Origin of the sequence: Idiomarina baltica OS145, from assembly GCF_000152885.1 — a bacterium.
GTDB classification, from domain to species: domain Bacteria; phylum Pseudomonadota; class Gammaproteobacteria; order Enterobacterales; family Alteromonadaceae; genus Idiomarina; species Idiomarina baltica.
The window spans coordinates 138,243-163,059 of sequence record NZ_CH672403.1 but is presented as its reverse complement, the minus strand read 5'-3'; the positions used below and the strand labels follow the sequence as shown (position 1 = coordinate 163,059).

Sequence of the window (24,817 nt, the reverse complement as noted above, 5' to 3'; positions counted from 1 at the left end):
AGTCAATTACTTTACGGGATGTTAATTGGAGAAAAAGATGAACCGAATGATGAAACCTCTAGCGCTATCGGCTATTGCGCTGGCTATTACTGCATGTTCGCAGCAAGAACCGTATCCTGTTAGCCAGAAGAAACTCGAATCAGAACAAGAAAAGCAAGCTTATGCGCTAGGTTCGTCAGTGGGTAGTTTTGTTGCTCGTAACCTTGATGATCAGGAAAAAGCAGAAGTGATGCTTGACCGTCAACTCGTGATTGCGGGTTTTGTTGATGCCGTCAAAGGTGAAAATAAATTATCTGACGAAGAAGCTGACAAACTACTGAATGACTTACGTTCAAAAGTGATGGAACAACGCAAGAATGTATTAGGTAGCAAAGCGGCGAAAGAAGGCAAAGCGTTCCAAGAAGAAAATGCTAAAAAAGATGGCGTTAAGGTAACCGAATCGGGTCTTCAATACGAAGTGATTGAAGCGGGTGAAGGTGATAGCCCTAGTGAAGACGACATTGTAGAAGTCCACTATGAAGGCACTTTAGTCAATGGCGAAGTATTTGATAGCTCGTATGAGCGTGGCGAACCGACAGTCTTTCCACTTAATCGTGTGATCCCAGGCTGGACTGAAGGCCTGCAATTGATGAAAGAGGGTGCAAAATATCGCTTTGTTATTCCGGCAGAGCTAGCTTACGGTGATCGCGAAGTGGGTGGTCAAATTCCACCTAATTCAACGTTAATCTTCACTGTTGAACTATTGGACGTGAAAGATAAGCCAGAGTCTGATAAATCTGAGACTCAACAGTAAGTTGTCACTTACATACAAAAACGGCCGCAATTGCGGCCGTTTTTTATTGTTCATCGATCATTTATAGCGCTTCGTGTTTTTCTAAGTGATGTAGTAACTGGTCTTCAAATTCCATTCGCAATTCAATGGCTTCACCAAGTGCTGATAGATCACGATCAAATTGATTTAGATGATTATTTGAATCAATTTCACCGTAATTATCATTAAAGTCTAAAGCGATTTCGGTGGTATCGCTGATGAGTGGAAATACTTGTTCTAACAAGGCTTCGAGGGGTTGCTTATTCTCTCTCGCTTGCTTCATCAATTGTTCATATATTTCAAAATGACCACTCGATACGTAGTCGACTAATTGACCACAGAAATCACGAATGTCAGTGACATCAGGTAAGCCGTTGCGTACACCTTCATAGGGAGGAAGGGCGGCTAGCTTAAAATAGTTAACGAGAAGGTCTTGTCGTTCAGTTAACCATTGGTCAATGCTGTCATGAGCTCCGCCCCAACGCTGGCGTGCTTCCTCACTTTTCTTTAACATGGGGTTCTCCGAAATGAGATCTTCGACATACTGTAAAGGTGTCGAATGCTTTTCTCAATCAAAATTGGCGATCTTTACTCTAAGGAGTGTAACGTGGTTAAGCCTTATGTAAAACCATCGAAAGACGAACCCGCACGTTGGTTTATTTGCTCGGCTGGTGATGTTTTCGTAACTGAGAATGGCAACGTTCCATCGGGAGCGATGGCATCACTGAACTTTCCTGATCTGTCTCAATATACAGTGGTCTATTTAGGCGAGTTGAGAGAGCGACCATGTTACCTTATTGTGGCTGACCTTAATGATCCTGCTTTTGTAGGCGGTGAGTTTGTGCCACTACGTAGCTTACTTTCTGTGCATGATGAAGAGCAGTTTGCGATGGCGGGTCGGGCGCGTCAGGTAATGGACTTTCTCAACCAGCATCGGTTTTGCGGTCGTTGTGGGGCGCGCATGCAAGCGGTGGACTGGGAACTCGCCATGCATTGTCAGCAGTGTAACCACCGGTGTTATCCGCGCGTTTCGCCGTGCATCATTGTAGCGATAAGAAAAGAGAATGCGTTGTTACTAGCCCGAGGTAAGCGGCATAAACAAGGCGTTTATTCTGTTTTGGCGGGCTTTGTGGAGCCAGGCGAGTCGCTCGAACAAGCATTAGCGCGAGAGGTGCACGAGGAAGCAGGTATTGAAGTCTGTGATATCGAGTACCAACTGAGCCAGCCGTGGCCGTTTCCACACTCATTGATGATGGGATTCACTGCACAATGGCAGTCGGGCGATTTACACATTGACCCTGTGGAACTCGAAGCGGGTGACTGGTTTGCTATTGATGACTTACCCGACACGCCACCCGAAGGCACGATTGCGCATCGTTTGATTGAAATCGCTATCGGCAAGGCACAGCAAGAGTGATAAAATAACCAATAAATTGGATGTTGGAAGACGTTATGAGAAAGCCCGAGTTAAAAAATGATCGTTATCTGAGAGCATTGCAGAAACAGCCGGTTGATAGAACACCGATTTGGATGATGCGCCAAGCGGGCCGTTACTTGCCTGAATATAAAGCAACTCGGGCTGAAGCGGGTGACTTTATGTCGCTGTGCAAAAATACCGAGCTCGCCTGCGAGGTGACATTGCAGCCACTGCGGCGCTTTGATCTCGATGCGGCTATCCTGTTTAGTGATATCTTAACGATTCCAGACGCGATGGGGCTTGGTCTTTACTTTGAAAAAGGTGAAGGTCCCAAATTCTCGCGTCCGTTGCGCACTGAGGCAGACGTAAAGGGACTTACTGTACCGGATATGAGTGATGAACTGCGTTATGTGACCGATGCAGTGAGTCTCATTCGTCAGGAACTGGATGGAAAAGTACCCTTAATCGGTTTCTCTGGCAGTCCTTGGACGTTAGCGACCTATATGGTTGAGGGCGGCAGCACTAAAAACTTCTCTAAAGTTAAGCAGATGCTGTTTGCTGAACCTGAGCTCATGCATCATGTACTCAACGTTTTGGCCGACTCGGTTATTGACTACCTCAATGCGCAGATTAACGCGGGCGCACAAGCAGTGATGATTTTTGATACCTGGGGTGGCGTGTTATCACCACGGGACTATAAGCAATTTTCACTGGCATACATGGAAAAAATCGTCGCTGGTTTGATTCGTGAGCAGGATGGAAACCATGTACCTGTCACCCTATTTACTAAAAACGGTGGGCAGTGGCTAGAGGCGATGGCACAAGCGGGCGCTGATGGTTTAGGCGTAGACTGGACCACTGATTTGTCGGATGCTCGTGCGCGCGTTGGCGATCAGGTTGCTTTGCAAGGTAATATGGATCCATCCGTGTTATATGCTTCTCCACAACGTATCGAAGAAGAAGTTCAGTTGATTTTAGAGAGTTATGGTGAAGGAAGTGGTCACGTATTTAACTTGGGTCATGGGATTCATCCAGAAGTGAACCCGGACCACGCGGGGGCATTTATAGAAGCGGTTCATAAGCACAGCCCCAAATATCACCGCTAAATCGAACATGTTTTGAAACATTTGCGATTAACTCACGTTCAAACTCGTTAGATGCACCGCCCAATGGGCGGTGTTTTTCATACAATAGACCTTATTATGATGTTGTTTTTCTCGAGGTTATTGTATGGCGCGCCGCAATTGGATTAATCCAATTACCCTTGTTGTTATCGCCTTAATTGCACTGGCGATTTATTTTTTTGCATTTCCACCCGCGAAGCAAGTGGAGGAACAATCGCAACCGAGTGTTCCCGTAAAGACACAAGTTGTCTCGATGAGTGAGTACCGCGATGTGATTGAGGCCTTGGGTACAGCCCAAGCTAATGAGACCGTTGAAATCACTTCGCAAACACAAGATATCGTGGATGCAATTTATTTTGATAGCGGTGATCGTGTCGAGAAAGGTCAACTACTGGCTGAGCTTAATGCGCGTAAAGAAGTGGCTCGCGTACAGCAGCTACAGTTCAGTCTCAACGAAGCCCAGCGTCAACTTGACCGTTTAACCTCTCTGCGTCGTCAAAATGCAGCGTCACAACAGCAGGTCGAGGAGCAACATGTTGAAGTTAATCGCTTACAGGCAGAACTTGAAGTAGCCGAAGCTACCTTAGCGGAAATGAAGATCTATGCGCCGTTTACAGGTCGTGTGGGAATTCGTGAAGTGAGTCCAGGTGCTCTAGTTGCGCCTGGAGATACCTTTACAACTTTAGATGACATCTCGCCCATTAAAGTGGACTTCAGTGTTCCAGAACGGTATTTCGCTAGCCTCGCCGTTGACCAGGAAGTGATCGCTCGAAACCGAGCGTATCCCGGCGAGCAGTTCCGCGGACGCATTACCAGTATTGATTCACGCATCGATCCTGTCACTCGGTCAGTGCGTGTTCGTGCCAAACTAGCCAATGATGATGAACGCTTACGCCCAGGTATGTTGTTGCAAATTACCTTGTTACGTAGCATTGATGAGGCTTTAATACTCCCTGAAAAAGCGTTACTGCCGATTCAGAACCGTCAATATGTGTTTGTTCTAACACCGGATAATCGCGCTAAACAGGTGGAAGTCAGCATCGGTCGCCGTAAGCCGGGCGTAGTCGAGATCACACAAGGACTGAAGCCTGGTGACGAGGTCATCGTTGAAGGTTTAGTGCGCCTGCGTGATGGTATTCCTGTCGATGTAAGGGAGGACTAGGGCATGTTGTTATCTGATGTATCAGTAAAACGCCCAGTCTTTGCCACCGTCGTCAATGTACTGTTAATTATTTTCGGTATTGTTGCTTTCACAATGCTTCCGTTACGAGAGTTTCCGGATATTGATGCGCCTGTGGTAACCATCAGCACAGACTACCCAGGCGCGAGTGCTGAAGTTGTAGAGACGCAAGTCACGCAACTTATCGAAGAACGCATCAGTGGCATTGAGGGAATAAAAAATATCTCGTCACGCAGTCGTCCAGGGAACTCGTCGATTAGTATTGAATTCACGCTTTCACGTGATATTGATGCAGCCTCCAATGATGTGCGTGAACGGGTATCACGCGCACTTGATAATTTGCCTGAGGAGTCCGATCCCCCCGAGGTTTCAAAAGCGTCTTCGGATGAAACAACAGTGGTTTGGTATAACTTGCGTAGTGAGAGTATGTCGATACTCGAACTGACCGATTATGCAGAGCGTTATATTGTGGATCGTCTCGCTGTTGTCGATGGCGTTGCGCGCGTGCGCATCGGTGGTGACCGTCGCTATGCAATGCGGGTTTGGCTTGATCGCGACGCGATGGCTGCACGTCAAATCACCGTGACGGATATCGTCAGCCGCCTACGTGAGGAAAATATTGAGTTACCGGCGGGCGAAGTTGAATCGACCGAGCGCGAATTTTCTGTGCGTATGGCACGTGCCTATTTATCTGAGGACGACTTCCGAAACTTAGTGATTCGTCAGGGTGATGACGGTTATTTAGTGAGGTTGGGTGAGGTTGCGCGTGTTGAGCTTGGCGCTGAGGACGACAAAACTGATTTCCGTGGTAATGGCGTCAATATGGTCGGTATCGGCATCATTAAACAATCCAAAGCCAACACCCTGAGTGTCGTAGAGAATGTGCGCGAGGAAATGGAAGTGTTAGAAAAAACACTACCAGAAACCATGTACTTAGCCACAAGTTACGACTCGTCTATTTTCATTAAAGGCTCGATTGATGAAGTGTATAACACACTACTCATCGCGATGGCATTGGTTGTAGTGGTTATTTATCTATTCTTAGGCAATATACGAGCGACCATTATCCCCGCGTTAACGGTCCCTGTGGCTATTATTGCTTCGTATATTGTGCTGTTTTCACTCGGATTCTCGATTAACTTATTGACCTTGCTGGCACTCGTGCTCGCAATCGGGCTTGTGGTTGATGACTCGATCGTGGTGCTAGAGAATATCTATCGTCGGGTCGAAGAAGGAGAGCCCCCCTTACTGGCAGCTTATCGAGGTGCTCGAGAAGTCGGCTTTGCGGTCATTGCGACAACGCTTGTGCTGATTTCAGTATTCGTACCCTTGGCGTTCTTGGAAGGCAATATAGGTAAGTTGTTCACCGAATTTGCTCTAGCCATTGCGGCGGCTGTGGCGTTCTCGAGTATTGCAGCGCTTACTCTGACGCCCATGCTAGGCTCGAAAATCTTACATAAGAAAGAACGGACCAGTAAGTTTGGTATAGCATTTGACCGCTTTTTCAAATGGCTTGAAGCGAAATATACAACAGTCTTAGAAGGTAGCATCAAACGCCCGAGTTTGGCATTGATACTGGTCGTTTTAAGTGGCGTGGTGAGTTACGGCGCAATGCAATTTGTACCACAAGAATTCGCACCACCGGAGGATCGCGGTACTTTCTACATTAGTATCAAAGGTGCCGAGGGCGCTAGCTTTGAATCTAATTCGCGACATATGGATGAAATCGAACAAATCCTTCTACCCTATATCGATCAGAACAAAATTGATCGCGTCATCGTCAGGGCGCCGGGCTGGGGGAACTCAGCGGGGATCGCGATTGTTGGCGCAATTCCTTTTGAGGAACGTGACTGGTCGACTTTTGAACTCATGGAAGAGATGCGTAAAAAGCTCAACCAAGTCGTCGGCGTACAGGCGTTTGCCTTTATGCGCAGTGGTATTAGCGGTGGCGGTGGTCGTCCCGTGCAGTTTGTACTGCAAGGTAATACCTACGAAAAGCTGGCTGAGTATCGCGATATTGTGATTGAGGAAGCCGCTAAGAACCCGGGTTTAGTTGAGGTTGATAGTGATTATAAAGAGACTTTGCCACAACTATTAATCGAAGTTGATGAAGTGAGAGCTGCCGATCTCGGTGTCTCGGTTGAAGATATCGGTATCACGTTGCAATCGATTTTAGGTCAACGTCGGGTAACGACTTATCTTGACCGTGGCGAAGAATACTATGTCATGCTCGAGGGTGAAAAAGCTGACTATCGCAGCCCAAGTGCTATCGACAACATTTATGTTCGGTCAGGCAAAAGCGGCGAACTGATCCCACTATCTAATGTGGTGAAAGTGAGCGAGCGGGCGACTTCATCTCAGTTGAATCGTTATAACCGTATGCGTAGTGTCACTATTGAAGCCAACCTCGCCGACGGTTATTCGCTCGGCGAAGCGTTGAGCTACCTAGAGGGCGTCGTCGACAAAAAACTTCCAGAAGATGTTTCTATTGATTACAAAGGTGAGTCGCAACTTTATAAGGAGAGTGGCAGCTCGATAGTATTTGTCTTTGGGCTCGCATTAATTATTACCTTCTTGGTACTTGCGGCGCAGTTTGAGAGTTTTATTCATCCACTGGTCATCATGTTGGCTGTTCCAATCGCCATTGTAGGCGCTTTTATTGGCCTGTATTTGAGCGGGAACAGCATTAATATTTATAGCCAAATTGGTATTGTCATGCTTATTGGCTTGGCGGCGAAGAACGGTATTCTGATCGTGGAATTTGCCAACCAATTAAGGGATGCAGGGCTGTCCTTCCGTGATGCAGTGATTACGGCATCGCGACAACGTTTGCGACCGATTGTGATGACGGCATTTACCACGCTAATGAGTTCAGTTCCGCTTATTCTGGGAACCGGGCCGGGCTCAGAGAGCCGCATGGTGATTGGTACGGTTATCTTCGCAGGTGTGGCGTTATCGGCGTTCTTAACGCTGTTTGTGATACCGGCACTGTATATGCTGATGGCACAGAAGACACAATCACCGATGGCGATTACACGTCGTTTGGAGTCATTGCAAGAGGAATACCCTGACCACCGTCACTAGACCGTGGGTCAGTAATGCCAGAGGGGCGAACGGTTGATACCGGGAAGCCCCTCAATAATTTTCTGAGCAAAACTCGGGTGGTTGGTAAAAATGCCGTCCACACCCATGTCATGTAATTCTTCGATATCATGCCCTTCATCTACGGTAAATACGTAGACTTCCAATGCGCGTCGGTGTGCGTCATCAACTAACTCCTGTGTGACAAAATCAACGTCAACATGAACAGAGTAGGCGTTAAGGCGCGATGCAAAATCACAGTAGTCTAGTGGGCAACAAGTGGTTAAGGCACCTACGTTGATATTTGGCCGACGGTGTTTTAAGCGCTGTAACCAATGGTGATTAAACGAAGAGACGAGGATCTGTTCAGGTTTGAACAGCTTCCGTTGCAAAACATAATCGATGTCGAGAAGCAGCGACTGGCTCGGGATATCCCCTTTTAACTCTATATTGACGTGACAATGCCCCGCGATATGCTCAAGTGCTTCACGTAAAGTGGGGATAGGTTGTTGACCGAATACCTTAAGCGCTCTAACTTGAGCTTGAGTTAAATCGAGCAAACGCCCGGGTGAAGCGGTTAAGCGTTCTAAGTATCGGTCGTGGAATACAAATCGCTCATCGTCGACGGCATAAACGTCAAGCTCAATACCAAAGGCATGGCTGTCAATCGCTCGACTGAATGCCGCAAGGGTGTTCTCGGGCGCTTCGAAGCTTGCACCCCGATGCGCCCAGACTTTCATGACCGAACCTTAGCCATTGCTGAACCCATTCGAGTCACAGAACCGGGTTGCAGTGCTTCATCAAACTCTATTGCTCCTTTAGCGAAGGTCATCACTACTGTGGAGCCGAGTTTAAAGTGGCCCATCTCTTCACCTTTATTGAGACGAATGGCTTCAGGTCCAGATGTCGGGTAGGACCAATGTTGTATCCGTGCGCCCGTTGGAGGTGTGACGGTCCCCGACCAAACTGTGCCAATACTCGCAACAATGGTAGCGCCAACGAGTACCATCGACATTGGACCGACTTCGGTATCAAATATTGCAACGACTCGCTCATTGCGGGCAAAGAGATTCGGTACGTTTTGTGCGGTGAGTGGATTGACCGAAAACAGGTCACCTGGAATATAAACCATCTTACGTAACACACCATCGACCGGCATATGGATTCGATGATAATCTTTTGGTGCGAGATAAATGGTGGCAAACGAACCCTCTCGGAACGGTGCCGCGTCCTCGTCTTTGCCACCTAGTAGCTCAAGTAACGAATAATCGTGCCCTTTGGCCTGAAAAATACGGCCTTCCTCAATATCTCCGAGCTGACTTACGGCACCATCAACCGGATGAGCTAGAAGGTCCGGCTCATCAACGATTGGACGTAATTCAGGTTTTAGGCGACGAGTAAAAAACTGGTTAAACGTGGCGTAGTCGCGCGGATCCTCTTGAATCGCTTCGGACATATCAATTTTGTACTGTTTGATAAACCAGCGAATAAAAGCCTGAGTAAATATTCCCGCCTTCGCCGCTGCAAATCGACCCACTAAACGCGATAGTAGGTGCTTTGGGAGTACGTATTGAAGACCAATTTTGAATCGTTCGCTGCTGCTCACTTACAGTTTTCCTTTTGCTGAAACTCGAGATGGCTTATTAGCCAACATAGACTCGATAATCCGATGATAATTTTCTAATCGCCATGGGTGTATTTCACCTTTTTCCACGGCTTCTTGCAATGCACAGCCCGGATCATTTTTGTGTTTGCAATCTTTAAACTTACAGGTCCCAAGATAAGGCTGAAAATCAACATAGCCACTGGCGACTTGCTCCGGTTCAAGGTGCCACAAGGCAAACTCACGTATCCCTGGAGAATCGATTAAGGCGCCACCACTGTTTAGTGGATACCAAGTTGCCACGGTCGTCGTATGCTGACCTAAACCAGAGTTCGACGAGACTTCTTTGGTTTCAGTTGCGACGTCGGGAAGAAGCCGATTCACGATGGATGACTTTCCGACACCACTTTGACCGACAACAATAGAGATATGTTCACTCAACATGTTGTTAAGTTCAGTCATGCCCTCTGCAGTGTGACTACTCACAAGAAGTACTCGGTAGCCAATCGCTTGGTAGTCGGATAACCGCTGCTCAATAAATTGTCGCTCTTCGGTATTAATTTGCTTTAATAGATCGGCTTTATTAAGAACGATAATCGGCTCAATATCGATCGCTTCACAAGCAACGATGTAGCGATCGATAATCTGTGTCGTAAAGCTCGGGAGTACGCTCGAAATAACAAATATCTGATCGATATTTGCGGCAACTGGTTTAACACCATCGTAATAATCGGGTCGAGAGAGCAACGACTGACGTTCGTGCACTGCTTCGATAATGCCCCGCATACCATCTTGCGCCTGAATCATTGGACGCCATTGCACTTTATCGCCCGTTACCAATGAATCGACTGTACGCCGTATATGGCAACGAATGATTTCATTACCGGTGGTCAGCAAGTCGGCGTGTTGTCCGTAACGACTGACGATGACGCCTGTCTCGCTGGCGCCTAGCTGGTCGCTGGGCACGTCGATTTCTCGCGCAAGACGTTTCTCGCGGTTCTGTTGAATTCGACGTTTTTGTCCTTTATTCAGCCGTTTTTGCTTTGCCAATCGCTTTACCTTGTTGCCACTTACAGTTTAACGCTATCATAACCCAAAATGAGTCGAGTTAAGAGAGTTCGAATGAGTGAAGAACAAAAAAGTCAGCGGTTAATTTGGATCGATTTAGAAATGACAGGTTTAAACCCTGAATACGACCACGTTATTGAGGTGGCAACCATCGTCACTGATGCAGATTTGAATATCCTTGCTGAGGGTCCAACAATAGCGATTCATCAGCCGCAGTCAAATCTCGATAAAATGGATGACTGGAATGTTAAAACTCATACTGGCTCAGGTCTCGTCGATCGAGTAAAAAAGAGTCAGTACAGCGAACAGGATGCGGTGCGCGAAACCATTGAATTTTTATCACACTATGTCGAGCCCAATACATCGCCTATGTGTGGTAATTCAATTTGTCAGGATCGCCGATTTTTAGCCCAACACATGCCAGAGCTTGAGGCTTTTTTCCATTATCGAAACCTCGATGTAAGCACAATAAAAGAACTGGCCAAGCGCTGGAAGCCCGAAGCCATGAACGGCTTTAAAAAGAAAGGTGCACATGAAGCGCTTGCTGATATTCGTGAGTCAATTGATGAGCTCAAGCATTACAGAGCGCATTTTTTCGCCATTTAAACGGCCAGCGGTGAAAAAGCGGTTGACGTGGGCGGCGGTTTCAGTAGAATACACGCCGCACTGACGATGCGGGAATAGCTCAGTTGGTAGAGCACAACCTTGCCAAGGTTGGGGTCGCGAGTTCGAGTCTCGTTTCCCGCTCCAAGTCAGACTCTCCTAATTATTTATATCGAAATGCGGGAATAGCTCAGTTGGTAGAGCACAACCTTGCCAAGGTTGGGGTCGCGAGTTCGAGTCTCGTTTCCCGCTCCAAATCTCATTTATCTTAGTATTCGCTACCCAACATTCCTTTTAAATGCGCCACAACACTGCGTCCTAATGCGCTGTGATCATAGCCGCCTTCTAAACTGGACACGATGCGTCCGGAGCAATGTTTGTCGGCAATTAACTTGAGTTTTTGCGTAATCCAAAAGTAATCATCTTCTTTCAGTAGGAACTGCGACATTTCATCCTCAATATGACCATCAAAACCCGCTGAGATAAGAATTAATTGAGGTTTAAAAGCATCGAGTTTAGGCAAAATTTGGTAGTAAACAGCCTCTCGCCAATCTAAGCTTTTGCAGCCTGGCGGTAGTGCGATAGAAAGAATGTGATCATCGTTGTTGTTCTCGTCAACATAAGGGTAGAGCTGTGACTGAAAAGTTGAACAGAACAGGATATTAGGATGCGCTTGAACTATATCTTCCGTGCCGTTGCCGTGGTGCACATCAAAATCGACAATCGCTACCCGTGATAAGCCATATGCCTGCTGAGCGTAGAGCGCTGCGATGGCTATATTGTTAAATACGCAAAAACCCATTGCTTGATTCTTTGTCGCATGATGTCCCGGAGGTCTCACAAGGCAGAATGCCTGTTTGTTTTGGTCGGCTAATACTTTATCTACTGCGGCCACGTTTGCGCCGACCGCATGCAGTGCAGAGTCAAGCGTATCGGGCGTCATTGGGGTGTCTGGATCGAGCCAAACATGACCTTCGTGTGGCTGCTTACGGTACAGTTCACTAATGTACTTATCGCTATGCGCTAGTTTTATATGCTCTAATGTTGCTGGACTCGCCTGCTCGCGAGTCAACACAAAATCGAGTCCTGAACGAATAATCTGGTCATTCACCGCGTCTATTCGATCAGGACACTCCGGATGTTCTTTATCAGGGTTATGCAGTAGACAGTGAGGATGAGAGTAAAGGTAAATACTCATGAGGACGACTCTTCTTGGGTTTCGTTTTGCTTAAGTTCGAGTTTGAGCATGACTTCACCCGGCTCATCACTCGCTTGACGCACAAATCCGGACTTTTCAAATACGTTGAGCATGGGCTTATTATTCACGAGTACCACTGCCTGCATTGAGTCGAGTCCACGTAATTGGGCGATTCGTATCATTTCTTGTAGCAACACACTGGCCATTCCCTGACCTTGATAATGCTCACGAGTGACAAACGCCACCTCGCAACTGTTATGAGACTCAATATAGTAATAGCGCCCCACGGCCATGATTTTGGCCGCCGAGCCTTTTTGACGCACAATACACAGTGCAAGATCAACCGATTGGTCAATGCTCACTAAGGTACATGACTTTTCTCGACTCATTTGTGTAGGAACGGCGTTGTAGCGTAGTTGAAGCGTTTCCTTGGTATGCGAATAGAAAAACTCTTGCAGACGGCGTTCGTCAGACGGATACAATGGTCGCAAATCAAATTCCTCACCGGCGAAGGTGATTTTTTTAAATCCAATGTCTCCTAGCTCCGGCACATCGCTTGGCGTTAGTTGATGATAATTGGGGACCCAATAATGTTGCCTTACTTGCTGCAATAGTTGCTGGCGAAATTTTGGATGCGCAACGCGAATAAGTTCTAAAGCACGTTCGCGGATGCTTTTACCACGGAGTGATGCGACACCGAACTCTGTTACTACATAGTGCACATGGCCACGCGAGGTCACTACGCCGGCGCCTTCTCGAATGTGCGCGACGATACGTGAGGTCTTGCCGTCTTGTGTTGTTGAAGGAAGGGCGATGACCGGCTTTCCTCCTTGACTCAATGACGCTCCTCGACTGAAATCAACTTGACCGCCAATCCCTGAGTAGAATTGATGTCCTATCGAGTCAGATACCACTTGTCCGGTCAAGTCGACTTCAATTGCGCTGTTGATGGCAATTAAGTTGTCATTGCGTGCCACATTCGTTGGTGAGTTGACATATTCGCTTGGATAAAAGCCGATATGGGGATTTCTGTCGACGAAATCATAGAGTGCTTGGCTGCCCATACAAAAGCTAGTGACAATTTTATTGGGATGGAACGTTTTTTTACGATTATTAATCACGCCTTGTAACATCAGGTTCATGATATCGTCGGTAATAAGTTCGCTGTGGACTCCCAGATCTTTATGGTTGCCTAAGTAATGCAGCGCTGCGGCACAAATACGACCTAAGCCAATTTGTAAAGTACAACCGTCCCGCACCAATAAAGCAATATACTGTCCAATACGCTCAATAATTTTATTATCTACGGTATCGGGCTGTGGTAATTCAGGTAGCGGCTGATCGTGGTACCAAAAGTAATCAATCTGATTTTTGTGTAAGAAAGATTGACCAAAGGTAACAGGCATATGCTCGTTGACTTGTGCGATTACAGTATTAGCGGATTTGGCAGCGGCAGCCACCACATCAACGGAGACCCCCATTGAGTGATAGCCATATTGATCGGCTGGACTAACCATGATCAGGGCGGCGTCTAAGGGTAATATGCCATTATTGAATAAGTTGGGAATATCAGAAATAAAGCAAGGCGTGTAGTCGGCGCGCCCCTCATTAACGGCGCTACGTACGTTATCGCCGCCGATAAAAAAGGTATTCACTTTAAATAGTTGCTGATGCTCAGGAAGTGCCCACTTATTATCAGAGAGCGTCATCAACTGCACTATTTCAATGTCGTGTAGGTGTTTTGCATTTTCGATGAGATCATCAATCAATGCTGTAGGAACGGCAGCATGGGAGCCGATAAAAATGCGTTGCCCTGATTTTAATAGCTTGGACCAATCAAGTTTGCTCATAGTTACCACCTTAGAGGGAACCGTCATTATTTAGATTGTGCGCTAAATAGGCTAAACTGTTACAGGATGTTGCAAAATCGTATACAATGTCGCCGCTTACACAAAAATATAACAAAAAGTTGGACGCATATCCGTGAAATTTGCCAAAACTCAACAGTCATTCTCGCAAGCACTTTGTCTATTGTTACTGAGCTTTGCCCTCATCGGCTATGCGTCTTTAGTCGAAGCTCAGACCGCTGAAGCCGAGTCGAATAAATCGGTACAGTCGAAGCTGGACGACTATCTTAATCAGTCTCAGGCTGACGATTTTGATGGCAAAGCTTATTTGAAGCCGATTGTTGATAGTTTGTCTCCCGCAACTCCACTCGCTACACGGTTGCGCGCGTTAAGTTATTGGGCCTCTGAGTTTGCCTATGCTGAGCGCTATGATGAGGCGAACTCAATTCTTGATAGCCTGGCGGATGAGGTGAAAAAGAGTCATGATGCAAACCTTCAAGCCGAACTACTTGCGAATAGAATCGATCTTTTAGTCATTGCAGATAAGGTCGATGAAGCGTTTGTTAAGGTTCCGGACCTTGAAGCAATAATGCCTAAAGTCACCAGTCCGCGTATTAATTACTACGCCTATAACTTGCTTTCTAGTCTATATACGCAGTGGAGTCGCTATGAGGTGGCGCTTGCTTACTTAATTAAAGCCCAGTCGGCACTCGATCATATGCAGGGCATTAATCAACTTCGTCGTCGGCTTTATTTGAAATCTTCCATTGCTGATATTCAGATACGATTGGAGCAATGGGATCTCGCCTTAAAAACCTCACAGGAAGCACTCGTTGAGATGGAGGGGAATGCATTTCCTGCGCTTTCTTATGAGCTCTGGTTTACACAATATTATGCGTACATCAGTTTAGGTGATCACGAGAAAGGTCTAAACGCCTTGAAAAAGGCTTATGCTTACACTGAAAACTTTCCTTATCAAAGAGCGATCGTGCTGAATAATTTTGGTGACTCGTACATGCGTTTACAGCAACTTGATAAGGCTAAGTCCCACTTACAAGAAGCATTAGAATTAGCGCAGTCGCTTGACTACGGCGATATGATTCGCACCGTTGAGTTTAACTTAGGTTTTATTGCTGTGAAGCAAGGAGATAGCCTAGGTCTGCAGCAGATGAAGCGTGTTGTTGACTATTTTCGTGATACCGAACAATCCAGTGCGCTCGAGCAAACATTAAAAGAGTTGGCGCAAGCATACGAGCTTATGGGGCGTTATAAAGAGCAAGCAGCAGCATTAAAAGAGCGCCAGTCGATCCGAGAAAAAATTCTACAAAACTCGCAAAGCAAGGCATTAGCCGAGATGCAGGCGCTATACGATAATCGCGACAAGGCGCAACGCATCGACTTACTGGAGCAACGAAATAAGTTAAGTGAGCAAATCATAGAAAATAACCGTCAGCAAACCGTTATTACATGGCTAGCTATCGTGCTGGGTGGATTTGTATTTTTTACGCTTTTACTGCTTTATAGAAAAGTTAAGGAATCCAATCGTAAGCTACAACAAGCCAATGTTGCGCTATCGGAACAAACCAAACGAGATCCACTGACAGGACTCGAAAACCGCCGTTCCATGCAACTAACAATGGAAGCCCGAAAGACTAAAAATGTCGCGACCTCGATGGGTTTGGTTTTGCTCGATATTGATAACTTTAAAAAGATAAATGACACCTTCGGGCATCACACTGGAGACGAGGTCCTGGTGGAGATGAGTCAACGCCTACGCGAGCTTTGTCGTGAAGATGATAGTCTCGTGCGTTGGGGAGGTGAGGAGTTCTTATTTTGTTTTAATAGAGTCACGCAGCAACAACTGGTGACCCTGGTTCAGCGTATTCAACACGCAGTGTCAGCGGAGCCCGTACAAACGTCGAAGCAATCGATCGAGGTCAGTGCGACGGTAGGGTTCATAGTGCTGCCATTCAGTCATTTTAGTGAGTCTGAACTTGATTGGGAAAGTGCATTGAAACTGGCTGACCTCGCACTCTACTCGGGCAAAGCACGTGGTCGTCATTGCGCTGTTGGTGTAATGGGTTTAACAGAGCGAGGACATGCTCATATGGACGACTTAATTAACAATTCGGATGCAGCGATAGAGGAAAACTGGTTAGTTTTAGAGTTTCTCGAGGACGCTGAGTGAAGTTGTCGCAGTTTGGGCCAGGCGCGCTTGTTGCGGCTGCTTTTATTGGTCCTGGAACGGTTGTCACCGCTTCACTTGCTGGCGCGGAATTTGGCTATGCGCTGTTATGGGCATTGATGCTTTCCACTGTCATTTGCGCTGTTCTGCAAGAGATGGCGTCGCGTATTGGCGTTATTACGGGCAAAGGGCTCGGTGAAAATATCCGTTCCCAAATGACCTCGCCTTGGCTTCGTATTCTTTTCTTCACACTTATTATTGCCGCCATCGTGGTTGGTAACAGTGTTTACCAAGGCGGTAACTTATCGGGCGCTACACTCGGTGCACAGGAAGTGCTAGGGCAAGTACCGTTATTGTCGGATTGGTTTGCTCAGGGGGGGCCGTTAGTTTTTGGCGTATTAGCAGCCGCTATTCTTTGGCAAGGCAAAGCCAAGTTTATCGAATATGCGCTGATTACGCTGGTTTTGTTAATGAGCCTCGCGTTTATCGGCACTTTTTTGCTGACCGACCCAAACTGGCTCGGTGTTGCCGATAGTCTGCTGCGCTGGCGCTGGCCTTCGGACAGTATTATCACCGTTATCGCGCTGGTCGGAACTACCGTGGTGCCTTACAACTTGTTTCTTCATAGCGCGTCGGTGGCAAATAAATGGTCCGGTGATGACGGAGTAAAACAGGCTCGGATCGATACGTTTATCTCGATTCCATTAGGCGGTTTAATTTCCATGGCGATATTAGCCACGGCGGCGAGCGCCTTTTTTGCCCAAGGTATCGTTATTGAGTCCGCCGGCGATCTTGCTGTTGCCTTAGCGCCACTGTTCGGCGACTCAGCGAAGTACTTAATGGCGCTTGGCTTATGTGCCGCGGGTATTTCATCAGCCACCACTGCGCCACTCGCATCTGCTTATGCGCTATGTGGCATCATGGGGTGGAAGCAATCATTAACAGGCTTTGCGTTTCGTGCCATTTGGGCAACGATTCTAGTGCTAGGTGTTGTCATTAGTAGCCTCGATCTATCGCCGATTAAAGTGATCTGGTTTGCTCAAGTTGCTAACGGTATTTTACTTCCGGTTATCGTCGGCTTTATTTGGTGGCTATGTAACCAGTCGACGATGGGGCGCATGAAAAACAGTGTCGTGGGTAATGCATTCGCAGCCATCATCATGTTAACCAGTATCTTGCTGAGCTGGAAAAGTTTGCATCATGTCTGGCTGTCCATCACAAGTTAGTTATAGATAATTGCGGTTAAAAATAAATTTTTCGTTGACAAACTTTCTTTCTACATCTATATCGTCATTGTCGTTATAGGCGACAGACTTTTTGTTAGGTTTTAGTCTGTAGGAAGGGCTTGCCATGACCGCAATTACACGTGAATTTTTATTGAGAAAACCGTTTAACGATTTCCGCAATTATCCCTATGGTTTCTCTCGCTCTGGGGATTTTTCCATCCGAGAAAGTGACGCACTGACTCAATATGGCTGTTTAATCACTGCTTTATTGCAGGGTGAATTAACGCCTGGCTGCGATGAAGATATTTCGTTGCTCGCATCGGCTCGTGGTGAACAAGCGCCCGTAACCGTTGTTGAAAAGGCTTGGGCAAAATACCAAGCACGCATACACCGCCCTAAGGTGGCCAGTATGTATGGTAAAGGTAAATTATCCGATGAAGATTTCGGTTATTCCACTGACAGTGAAGATGACTTAATCGTCGAGGATTAATTGAGGAAAGCGTCTGTGACTAAAAAAGCAGGCGCTTTTTTGTTGTTGTTTTGCACGCTTCTTTGCTTCTGCCGCTAAATCAGAAACGTCGTGATACGAGTTACAGCGAGAGCAATCGGGTTGTACGATACCAATAGCGATGCCTAATAGTGGAAACTGCACTCGCTCGCCCGTTCTATCATTGGCCAAAATGTATTGTCGTTTCTGGTCAGCTGTCGCATAAAAATCATTGACTTTTTCCTCGAAGCGCTCGATTACCCCATGGTATTTATTCTTATTGGCGATATTCGCGGGCGAAATCGTGACGAAATCGTCGCCACCGATATGTCCGATAAAGTGATGACTCTCAGCGAATAGTTCGCGTAATAAATCGCCTACCCAAGATATCACGCGGTCGCCTTTCGAATAGCCGTACACGTCGTTATAGGGTTTGAAGTTGTTTAGGTCAAAGTAGGCGACTTCAAAAGCTTTGTTTTCATCGAGGTACTGGGAGATAGTGCGGTGTATCGGCACATTTCCGGGTAATAGTGTCAGCGGGTTGGCGTAGCGTGCATTCTGAACTTTTACTTCGGTGATGCGTCGCAAAAGGTCGCGGATAGAGGCAATGCCCTGAAATCGACCATTTTGCGTAACGATAAATTGTTTGTAGATATCAACATCAAAATCATCGGTCACTTTGTTACTAACCAAGTCAATAGGCGTCAGCCAGTCCACTATCATGGGGTTTTTATCCATCACTCGACTGACATCTTTATTGGCGTATAGTGCACGCCCGTAAGACCCCGAGAATAATTCCATGATGGCTTCGCGGCGCAACATGCCTACCGGCTTACTGTTGTCGACAACGGGGATTGCGGTGAGTTGCTTGTCATTAGTGAATAGGTCAAGCGCCACGTGCGCTTTTGTCGTCGATGGAATGCTAGGAGCATCTTTAGCTAACTGAGCAATGGTATCGCCATTAGGTCGGTGAGAGCTGGCAATACGCTCTATCAGTTGCGAATCCGGGTGTATGGGCGGGCTTTGAACGGGCCGACAGAGATAAAAACCTTGATACAAATGGATACCCATCTCATTCAACTGCTTTAATTCGGCGTGAGTTTCGATCCCCTCGGCAATGACTTTTGCGTTTAGGTTACGAGCAAGGTTGATAATTGACTGAACGAATTCCTTTTTAGTCGCATCATGTTGGAGTTCTTTTATAAAGTAGCGATCGATTTTAACGAAATCAGGTTGTAGCTCTGACCATAATTTCAGCCCCGAATAGCCCGCGCCCAGATCATCGATAGCCACACGCAACCCAAGCGCCCGATAATGTGTAATAGCTTCAGATAGTAAGTCGGTATCATCGATAGGGTAACGTTCGGATAGCTCAATAATGATGCGCTCCGGTGCTAACCCATGCAGTTCTGAAAGTCGCAGGGTGCTGCCTGTTGGGTGACTCTCATCTTTAAGTACGTTGGGATTTACATTGAGAAATAACTTGGCGTCTGTCTCAAGTTGGACAAAGCGTTGAATGGCTGCGTTGCGGCAGGCTAATTCGAGCTCTGATAGAAGCTCTTCTTCTTGTGCAACCTTAAATAACTGGTCAGGAAACTCAAGCAAGTGGCCAGCAGGGCCGCGAATAAGTGCTTCATACCCGAGGATCGTTTGTGATGCATTGTCAAAAATTGGTTGAAAGAGTGGTGATAAACGATCATGTTCAATGAGTTCTAATAAGACGTCCCGATTCGACATGCATTGTGAGCTGACTGATTAACGATGGCGTTAATTTATCTCATTTGAGTGACGAATTTGTGACAGAAGGTTTAAAAAGCGGCTGAGGCAGCCGCCTTTTAAAATGGCTATTAACCGAGACGTTTAATAGCGTGATGTGCAATATCATTGCGGTAATAAACATTATCCCAATGAATATGTTTAACTAATTGATATGCTTCAAGCTGTGCTTGCTGGACGTCATCGCCAAGCGCAACACAACACAACACACGACCGCCATTTGTTAACAAACGGCCTTGCTCATATTTTGTGCCAGCATGAAAAACTTTGTACGATTCCGTAGCTTCGGGAATCCCCTTAATTTCATCACCCTTGTGATAGGATTCAGGGTAACCACCAGCCGCCATCACTACGCCTACTGCGGTGCGTTCATCAAAGCGAGCTGAAGCACCCGCCAATTGACCTGTAATTGCCTTTTCGCAAAGTTCAACCAGATCTGAGCGCATGCGCATCATGATGGGCTGTGTTTCGGGATCACCAAAGCGACAGTTGTACTCTAACACTTTGGCAGAACCATCTGGAGCAACCATTAAACCAGCATAAAGGAAACCAACATAAGGTGTACCTTCCGCTGCCATACCGTCGATGGTGGGCTGAATGACGTGCTGCATAACCCATTCGTGGACTTCATCGGTGACAACAGGAGCGGGAGAATAAGCCCCCATACCACCGGTATTAGGACCCTTATCACCGTCATCGCGCGCTTTATGATCTTGACTCGATGCAAAAGCGACTGCTGTTTTACCATCGGCGATAACGATAAATGAAGCCTCTTCGCCTGTGAGGAATTCTTCGATGACCACACGGCTGCCCGCTTCACCGAATTTATTGCCAGCTAACATATCGTCGATTGCTGCGTCTGCTTGCTCAAGAGTTTCAGCAATAATGACACCTTTGCCTGCTGCTAAGCCGTCTGCCTTTATGACGATAGGTAGTTGGTTGTCACGTACATAGCTTTTAGCCGCCGCAATATCCGTAAAGGTATCGTATGCGGCTGTAGGAATGTTGTGACGTGCCAAAAAGTCCTTACTGAACGATTTTGAGCCCTCGAGTTGTGCGGCTGCAGCAGAGGGACCAAAAATCGCAAGTTTACGCGACTGGAACAGGTCAACGATACCTTTTACCAACGGCGCCTCAGGACCAACAATGGTGAGATCGACCGCATTCTTTTGGGCAAAGTCAGCTAACCCTTCGATGTCTTCAGCACTGATGCTGACATTTTTAAGGTTCGCTTCATCGGCTGTTCCCGCGTTGCCCGGTGCAACAAAAACCTCAGTGACTTGTTTTGACTGGGCGGCTTTCCATGCGAGCGCATGCTCGCGACCACCGCCACCAACTACCAATATCTTCATGTGTTACCTTTGTGTTGTTGGTTTTCTAAACTTCAGTGTGAAGCGATCGCTCTCGCCAATCGCTTTGTATATCTCGGCATCATCACCTTCATTAACATTTAATGTAGGTGGTAGGTTCCAGACACCATTAGGATGGTCTGCCGTATCTTTGGGGTTGGCATTAATTTCACTGGCTTCAACAAGCTCAAAACCTGCTTGTTCAGCGATATCAATAACCCATTGTTGATGAATATATCCCGATTCTGCCATCGCATCAGCGCTCGCATCCTTTGGTAGGCGATGATCAACAACACCTAAAATACCGTCTGGCTTCAACGCACGCCAAAACTGCTTGAATGCGTCACGTACTGCTTCTTCACCGCCGCTCATGTACCAGTTATGTAAGTTACGGAATGTCAGTACGCGGTCAGCGCTGTTAGGCGGCGCAATGTCGCTTTCCAAATCAGTCAGTGGTGCAAACTCGGTGATTTCGACATTACCGAACACCGCTTCGGTTTGGATACGATCCGTAAACTTTTCTAATGATCGTTGGTAATAGTCGCTACCCGAGTTTTGCGGAAAGTGCGCAGCGTAGAGCTGACCGCTTTCGCTTAAGTAAGGCGCCAGAATTTCTGTGTAGTAGCCACCGCCTGGCCAGATCTCAACCACTGTCATGGTTGGAGCGAGCTCAAAAAACTCGAGGGTTTCAACAGGATGACGAGCTTCGTCACGCTTTACATAGCGTTCCGTGCGGCTGTCGTCTTGAACGGCCTTTTCTAACGTCATGCTAGAGCCGACTGAACCCTCGTTCGACGCTTGCCCGCAAGCACTTAAAGTCAGTGCCGTGGCAATTGATAACATCAATTTTGTTTTCATTTTGCTTCCTCCGTAGTTGTTGAAGATAGATTAGGCCTGCTAAGGCAGGGCTGCAAATCTGTCTAACTATTACCTACGGATTAATGACGGAAATGGCGCATTCCCGTAAATACCATTGCAATGCCATGTTCATCGGCAGCCGCAATAATTTCTTCGTCACGAATAGAGCCACCTGGCTGAATAATCGCTTTAATGCCCGCTTCCGCAGCGGCATCGATACCATCGCGGAATGGAAAGAACGCGTCAGAAGCCATAACAGAGCCTGGCACATTGAGACCTTCGTCGTTGGCTTTTATGCCCGCTATTTTTGCACTATAAACGCGGCTCATTTGACCTGCGCCAACACCGATTGTCGCGCCGTCTTTGGCATAGACAATCGCGTTAGATTTTACAAATTTAGCCACTTTCCAACAGAAACGCAGATCGGCCATTTGCTCATCGGTTGGCGCAACTTTTGAAACGACGCGTAACTGTGACTCATCCACGTCTTGCGCGTCTGCTTCTTGAACTAATAGGCCGCCAGCAACACGTTTGTAGTCCCATTGCTCGGTTGACTGCGACCACTCTCCACACGCCAATAAACGGACATTTTTCTTCGATTCGATAACGTTCTGTGCAGCCTCACTGACCGAAGGCGCAATAATCACTTCGACAAACTGTTGGTCGATGATTGCTTTAGCGGTGGCTTCGTCAAGCGGGCGGTTAAACGCGATAATGCCGCCAAAAGCGGATGTGGGGTCGGTTTTAAAGGCGCGTTGATAAGCCTGTTCAATGGTGTCTGCGACAGCAACGCCACAAGGATTAGCATGTTTGACGATGACGCAAGCTGGCTCAACAAAGCTTTTTACGCATTCGAGTGCGGCGTCGGTGTCCGCGATGTTGTTAAATGACAACGCTTTGCCTTGTAGTTGGGTTGCGCTCGAGACAGTTCCTTCAGGGGCATCTTGTTCGGTATAAAATGCGGCCTGTTGGTGGCTATTCTCGCCGTAGCGTAGGCTTTGCTTGTGATTGAACTGGAGGTTATAGGTGCGCGGAAATGCTGCTTCATCACGTAGACGACCACCTAAGTAGTTTGCGATCATGCCATCGTATTGGGCTGTATGCTCAAAGGCTGATACGGCGAGTTCAAAGCGTTTCTTTGCGGATACTGCGCCGTTGTTTTGCTCCATGTCAGCGATAACAAGTTCATAGTCATCACTGTTAACCACTATCGTCACATCTTTATGGTTTTTTGCTGCCGCACGAACCATGGTAGGACCGCCAATATCGATATTTTCGATCGCATCCTCAAAACTGCAATCCGTTTTTGCGACAGTTTTAGCGAATGGATATAAGTTAACAACAACCATGTCGATAGGTGCGATACCGTGAGTATCCATGACCGCCTGATCGACATCGCGACGACCTAAGATTCCACCATGAACCTTTGGGTGAAGCGTTTTTACACGACCATCCATAATTTCAGGGTGTCCGGTGTGATCAGAGACATCGGTAACAGTAAGGCCAGAGTCTCGTAACAGTTTTGCGGTACCGCCTGTAGATAGGAGTTCTACACCACGTGATGCTAACTGCTTGGCAAACTCCACGATACCGGTTTTATCTGAAACACTTAAAAGAGCACGTTTGATAGCTGGGGTCGTCATTATAGAGCCTTAATTTTAATTACAATTAATGGACAGTGTAGTAAAAAAAAGAGCGCCAGAAGGCGCTCTTAGAGAATAGGCAATTAATTCATGCCGTATTTCTTCAACTTTTTGCGTAAAGTTCCACGATTGATGCCAAGCATGGTGGCCGCGCGCGTTTGATTCCCTCGAGTATAGGTCATGACTTCTTCGAGCAGTGGTGCTTCCACTTCGGATAAAACAAGCTCATACAGCTCTTCTGGATCTTGACCGTCGAGTTGACGTAAGAAGCTGTTGATAGCTTGTTTGACTGAGTCACGTAACGGCTTAGGTTGTGAGTTATTTCCAATAGTGGTTAAAGGAGACGTGTTCTCACGATTTGGGTTTTGATCAAACATAATGCGCTTATCTCTTTCCTACAGTGACAAAAAATAATGTTCCAAGGTATTAATCTGCTGTTCAGCTTCTTCAATACCGTTAAACGCTTGGCGAAACTCGCGCCCATTGGGACGCTCATTGAGATACCAGCCAACGTGCTTACGAGCGATTCGCACACCTTTGTATTCGCCGTAAAACTGATGTAAGGCTTTCACATGCTCTACGACAGTGTGGGCGACTTCGTCGAGCGGAGGTGCTTGTAAGTGCTCTCCGTACTCAAGGAAGTACTGTATTTGCTTAAATATCCAAGGGTTACCTTGCGCACCACGTCCAATCATGATGGCGTCGGCTCCCGTGTATCTAAGCACGTGTGCTGCTTGCTCGGGCGACGTAATATCTCCGTTAGCAATGACAGGAATTGATATTGTCTCTTTAATCGCACGAATGGTGTTGTATTCTGCTTCACCTTTATACATGCAGGCGCGTGTGCGTCCATGTACGGCTAACGCCTGAATACCGCAACGTTCGGCTATTTGAGCGATTTCAATTCCATTTTTGTGGTCTAGGTTCCAACCCGTCCTTGTTTTTAAAGTCACGGGTACATCAACCGCCTCAACCACTGCTGTTAAAATGCTTTCTACAAGCGCGGGGTGCTGCATTAATGCCGACCCCGCGAGCTTTTTATTTACTTTTTTTGCCGGGCAGCCCATATTGATATCAATAATCTGAGCGCCTTGGCTGACATTTATTTTCGCTGCCTGTGCCATCAACTCAGGCTCAGAACCTGCAATTTGTACCGACCGGATACCTAATTCACCAGAGTGATCCATGCGTTGCATCGATTTGTCTGTTTGCCATACCTTCGGGTTACTCGACAGCATCTCTGACACTGTCATGCCAGCACCGAGCTTATAGCAAAGCTGTCGGAACGGCTGGTCAGTGACCCCGGCCATTGGCGCTAAAATCAGGTTATTAGGTAAAGAATATGGTCCAATCCGCATCGG

21 protein-coding genes and 2 tRNA genes are annotated in these 24,817 nt (G+C 47.0%); 11 read left to right on the top strand and 12 right to left on the bottom strand.

Annotated elements, in window-relative coordinates; all coding sequences use genetic code 11:
• Positions 1 to 37: 37 nt before the first annotated feature.
• Positions 38 to 793, top strand: coding sequence for an FKBP-type peptidyl-prolyl cis-trans isomerase (fkpA, locus tag OS145_RS02185; RefSeq protein ID WP_006954377.1), 756 nt, complete (start codon positions 38 to 40; stop codon positions 791 to 793).
• 61 nt (positions 794 to 854) lie between these two features.
• On the opposite strand, the gene OS145_RS02180 is transcribed toward fkpA, so the two are convergent.
• A complete protein-coding gene (locus tag OS145_RS02180) occupies positions 855 to 1,325 on the bottom strand; it encodes an Rsd/AlgQ family anti-sigma factor (RefSeq protein WP_006954376.1) in 471 nt (156 codons plus the stop codon).
• 93 nt (positions 1,326 to 1,418) lie between these two features.
• On the opposite strand from OS145_RS02180, the gene nudC reads away from it, so the two are divergent.
• The 4 genes from nudC to OS145_RS02160 all read left to right on the top strand — a co-directional run bounded on the left by nudC (position 1,419) and on the right by OS145_RS02160 (position 7,616).
• Positions 1,419 to 2,228, top strand: a complete 810-nt coding sequence (nudC, locus tag OS145_RS02175) for an NAD(+) diphosphatase (RefSeq protein ID WP_006954375.1) — start codon at positions 1,419 to 1,421, stop codon at positions 2,226 to 2,228.
• Positions 2,229 to 2,263: 35 nt separating this feature from the next.
• Entirely contained in the window at positions 2,264 to 3,334 is a 1,071-nt protein-coding gene (hemE, locus tag OS145_RS02170) for a uroporphyrinogen decarboxylase (RefSeq protein ID WP_040487592.1), read from the top strand.
• Between the two features lie 124 nt (positions 3,335 to 3,458).
• Positions 3,459 to 4,514 carry an efflux RND transporter periplasmic adaptor subunit gene (locus tag OS145_RS02165; RefSeq protein WP_006954373.1) on the top strand — a complete coding sequence of 352 codons (1,056 nt, stop codon included), beginning with the start codon at positions 3,459 to 3,461 and terminating at the stop codon, positions 4,512 to 4,514.
• A 3-nt stretch (positions 4,515 to 4,517) separates the two neighbouring features.
• A complete protein-coding gene (locus OS145_RS02160; RefSeq protein ID WP_006954372.1) occupies positions 4,518 to 7,616 on the top strand; it encodes an efflux RND transporter permease subunit in 3,099 nt (1,032 codons plus the stop codon).
• 8 nt (positions 7,617 to 7,624) lie between these two features.
• Here the strand turns inward: OS145_RS02160 and OS145_RS02155 are convergent, their stop codons facing one another.
• Genes OS145_RS02155 through rsgA form a run of 3 tightly spaced genes read right to left on the bottom strand, consistent with a single transcriptional unit; the run spans position 7,625 to position 10,266 of the window.
• Positions 7,625 to 8,353 carry a glycerophosphodiester phosphodiesterase gene (locus OS145_RS02155; RefSeq protein WP_006954371.1) on the bottom strand — a complete coding sequence of 243 codons (729 nt, stop codon included), beginning with the start codon at positions 8,351 to 8,353 and terminating at the stop codon, positions 7,625 to 7,627.
• Positions 8,350 to 9,219: an archaetidylserine decarboxylase gene (gene asd / locus OS145_RS02150; RefSeq protein WP_006954370.1), complete on the bottom strand. Its 870-nt coding sequence runs from the start codon at positions 9,217 to 9,219 to the stop codon at positions 8,350 to 8,352. Before asd ends, OS145_RS02155 begins: the two co-directional genes overlap by 4 nt.
• Positions 9,220 to 10,266, bottom strand: a complete 1,047-nt coding sequence (rsgA, locus tag OS145_RS02145; RefSeq protein ID WP_006954369.1) for a small ribosomal subunit biogenesis GTPase RsgA — start codon at positions 10,264 to 10,266, stop codon at positions 9,220 to 9,222.
• 72 nt (positions 10,267 to 10,338) lie between these two features.
• Here rsgA and orn point away from each other — a divergent pair, with 72 nt between their 5' ends.
• The 3 genes from orn to OS145_RS02130 all read left to right on the top strand — a co-directional run bounded on the left by orn (position 10,339) and on the right by OS145_RS02130 (position 11,142).
• Entirely contained in the window at positions 10,339 to 10,890 is a 552-nt protein-coding gene (orn, locus tag OS145_RS02140; protein WP_006954368.1) for an oligoribonuclease, read from the top strand.
• 68 nt (positions 10,891 to 10,958) lie between these two features.
• A tRNA-Gly gene (locus tag OS145_RS02135) sits at positions 10,959 to 11,034 on the top strand.
• 32 nt (positions 11,035 to 11,066) lie between these two features.
• Positions 11,067 to 11,142 (top strand) — tRNA-Gly (locus OS145_RS02130).
• Between the two features lie 13 nt (positions 11,143 to 11,155).
• Here OS145_RS02130 and OS145_RS02125 read toward each other — a convergent pair.
• A complete protein-coding gene (locus tag OS145_RS02125) occupies positions 11,156 to 12,085 on the bottom strand; it encodes a histone deacetylase family protein (RefSeq protein ID WP_006954367.1) in 930 nt (309 codons plus the stop codon).
• Complete coding sequence (locus tag OS145_RS02120) at positions 12,082 to 13,935, bottom strand: GNAT family N-acetyltransferase (protein ID WP_006954366.1); 1,854 nt, start codon at positions 13,933 to 13,935, stop codon at positions 12,082 to 12,084. Before OS145_RS02120 ends, OS145_RS02125 begins: the two co-directional genes overlap by 4 nt.
• A gap of 133 nt (positions 13,936 to 14,068) precedes the next feature.
• Between OS145_RS02120 and OS145_RS02115 the strand changes: the two genes are divergently transcribed.
• The 3 genes from OS145_RS02115 (at position 14,069) to OS145_RS02105 (ending at position 17,833) form a co-directional block, all read left to right on the top strand.
• Positions 14,069 to 16,120, top strand: coding sequence for a tetratricopeptide repeat-containing diguanylate cyclase (locus OS145_RS02115; protein ID WP_006954365.1), 2,052 nt, complete (start codon positions 14,069 to 14,071; stop codon positions 16,118 to 16,120).
• A complete protein-coding gene (locus OS145_RS02110) occupies positions 16,117 to 17,343 on the top strand; it encodes an Nramp family divalent metal transporter (RefSeq protein WP_006954364.1) in 1,227 nt (408 codons plus the stop codon). Before OS145_RS02115 ends, OS145_RS02110 begins: the two co-directional genes overlap by 4 nt.
• 124 nt (positions 17,344 to 17,467) lie before the next feature.
• Entirely contained in the window at positions 17,468 to 17,833 is a 366-nt protein-coding gene (locus OS145_RS02105) for a MaoP family protein (RefSeq protein ID WP_006954363.1), read from the top strand.
• Here the strand turns inward: OS145_RS02105 and OS145_RS02100 are convergent.
• The 6 genes from OS145_RS02100 to dusB form a co-directional block, all read right to left on the bottom strand.
• The gene (locus OS145_RS02100; protein WP_006954362.1) at positions 17,816 to 19,567 is read right to left on the bottom strand and encodes an EAL domain-containing protein; all 1,752 of its coding nucleotides are present in this window, start codon (positions 19,565 to 19,567) and stop codon (positions 17,816 to 17,818) included. The genes OS145_RS02105 and OS145_RS02100 overlap by 18 nt on opposite strands.
• A gap of 110 nt (positions 19,568 to 19,677) precedes the next feature.
• Entirely contained in the window at positions 19,678 to 20,958 is a 1,281-nt protein-coding gene (gene purD, locus OS145_RS02095; RefSeq protein ID WP_006954361.1) for a phosphoribosylamine--glycine ligase, read from the bottom strand.
• 3 nt (positions 20,959 to 20,961) lie between these two features.
• A complete protein-coding gene (locus OS145_RS02090; protein WP_006954360.1) occupies positions 20,962 to 21,813 on the bottom strand; it encodes a class I SAM-dependent methyltransferase in 852 nt (283 codons plus the stop codon).
• A gap of 80 nt (positions 21,814 to 21,893) precedes the next feature.
• The gene (gene purH / locus OS145_RS02085; RefSeq protein ID WP_006954359.1) at positions 21,894 to 23,456 is read right to left on the bottom strand and encodes a bifunctional phosphoribosylaminoimidazolecarboxamide formyltransferase/IMP cyclohydrolase; all 1,563 of its coding nucleotides are present in this window, start codon (positions 23,454 to 23,456) and stop codon (positions 21,894 to 21,896) included.
• A gap of 83 nt (positions 23,457 to 23,539) precedes the next feature.
• The gene (gene fis / locus OS145_RS02080; RefSeq protein WP_006954357.1) at positions 23,540 to 23,833 is read right to left on the bottom strand and encodes a DNA-binding transcriptional regulator Fis; all 294 of its coding nucleotides are present in this window, start codon (positions 23,831 to 23,833) and stop codon (positions 23,540 to 23,542) included.
• 18 nt (positions 23,834 to 23,851) lie between these two features.
• Positions 23,852 to 24,814: a tRNA dihydrouridine synthase DusB gene (gene dusB / locus OS145_RS02075; RefSeq protein ID WP_006954355.1), complete on the bottom strand. Its 963-nt coding sequence runs from the start codon at positions 24,812 to 24,814 to the stop codon at positions 23,852 to 23,854.
• Positions 24,815 to 24,817: the final 3 nt, after the last annotated feature.

What these genes read in the sequence shown, in the direction of transcription:
- fis (WP_006954357.1), bottom strand. Translation starts at nt 23,833, where the DNA reads ATGTTTGATCAAAACCCAAATCGTGAGAACACGTCTCCTTTAACCACT.
- dusB (WP_006954355.1), bottom strand. Translation starts at nt 24,814, where the DNA reads ATGCGGATTGGACCATATTCTTTACCTAATAACCTGATTTTAGCGCCA.
- OS145_RS02090 (WP_006954360.1), bottom strand. Translation starts at nt 21,813, where the DNA reads ATGAAAACAAAATTGATGTTATCAATTGCCACGGCACTGACTTTAAGT.
- OS145_RS02105 (WP_006954363.1), top strand. Translation starts at nt 17,468, where the DNA reads ATGACCGCAATTACACGTGAATTTTTATTGAGAAAACCGTTTAACGAT.
- OS145_RS02180 (WP_006954376.1), bottom strand. Translation starts at nt 1,325, where the DNA reads ATGTTAAAGAAAAGTGAGGAAGCACGCCAGCGTTGGGGCGGAGCTCAT.
- hemE (WP_040487592.1), top strand. Translation starts at nt 2,264, where the DNA reads ATGAGAAAGCCCGAGTTAAAAAATGATCGTTATCTGAGAGCATTGCAG.
- OS145_RS02100 (WP_006954362.1), bottom strand. Translation starts at nt 19,567, where the DNA reads ATGTCGAATCGGGACGTCTTATTAGAACTCATTGAACATGATCGTTTA.
- purH (WP_006954359.1), bottom strand. Translation starts at nt 23,456, where the DNA reads ATGACGACCCCAGCTATCAAACGTGCTCTTTTAAGTGTTTCAGATAAA.
- fkpA (WP_006954377.1), top strand. Translation starts at nt 38, where the DNA reads ATGAACCGAATGATGAAACCTCTAGCGCTATCGGCTATTGCGCTGGCT.
- OS145_RS02160 (WP_006954372.1), top strand. Translation starts at nt 4,518, where the DNA reads ATGTTGTTATCTGATGTATCAGTAAAACGCCCAGTCTTTGCCACCGTC.
- OS145_RS02120 (WP_006954366.1), bottom strand. Translation starts at nt 13,935, where the DNA reads ATGAGCAAACTTGATTGGTCCAAGCTATTAAAATCAGGGCAACGCATT.
- OS145_RS02125 (WP_006954367.1), bottom strand. Translation starts at nt 12,085, where the DNA reads ATGAGTATTTACCTTTACTCTCATCCTCACTGTCTACTGCATAACCCT.
- OS145_RS02165 (WP_006954373.1), top strand. Translation starts at nt 3,459, where the DNA reads ATGGCGCGCCGCAATTGGATTAATCCAATTACCCTTGTTGTTATCGCC.
- orn (WP_006954368.1), top strand. Translation starts at nt 10,339, where the DNA reads ATGAGTGAAGAACAAAAAAGTCAGCGGTTAATTTGGATCGATTTAGAA.
- purD (WP_006954361.1), bottom strand. Translation starts at nt 20,958, where the DNA reads ATGAAGATATTGGTAGTTGGTGGCGGTGGTCGCGAGCATGCGCTCGCA.
- OS145_RS02155 (WP_006954371.1), bottom strand. Translation starts at nt 8,353, where the DNA reads ATGAAAGTCTGGGCGCATCGGGGTGCAAGCTTCGAAGCGCCCGAGAAC.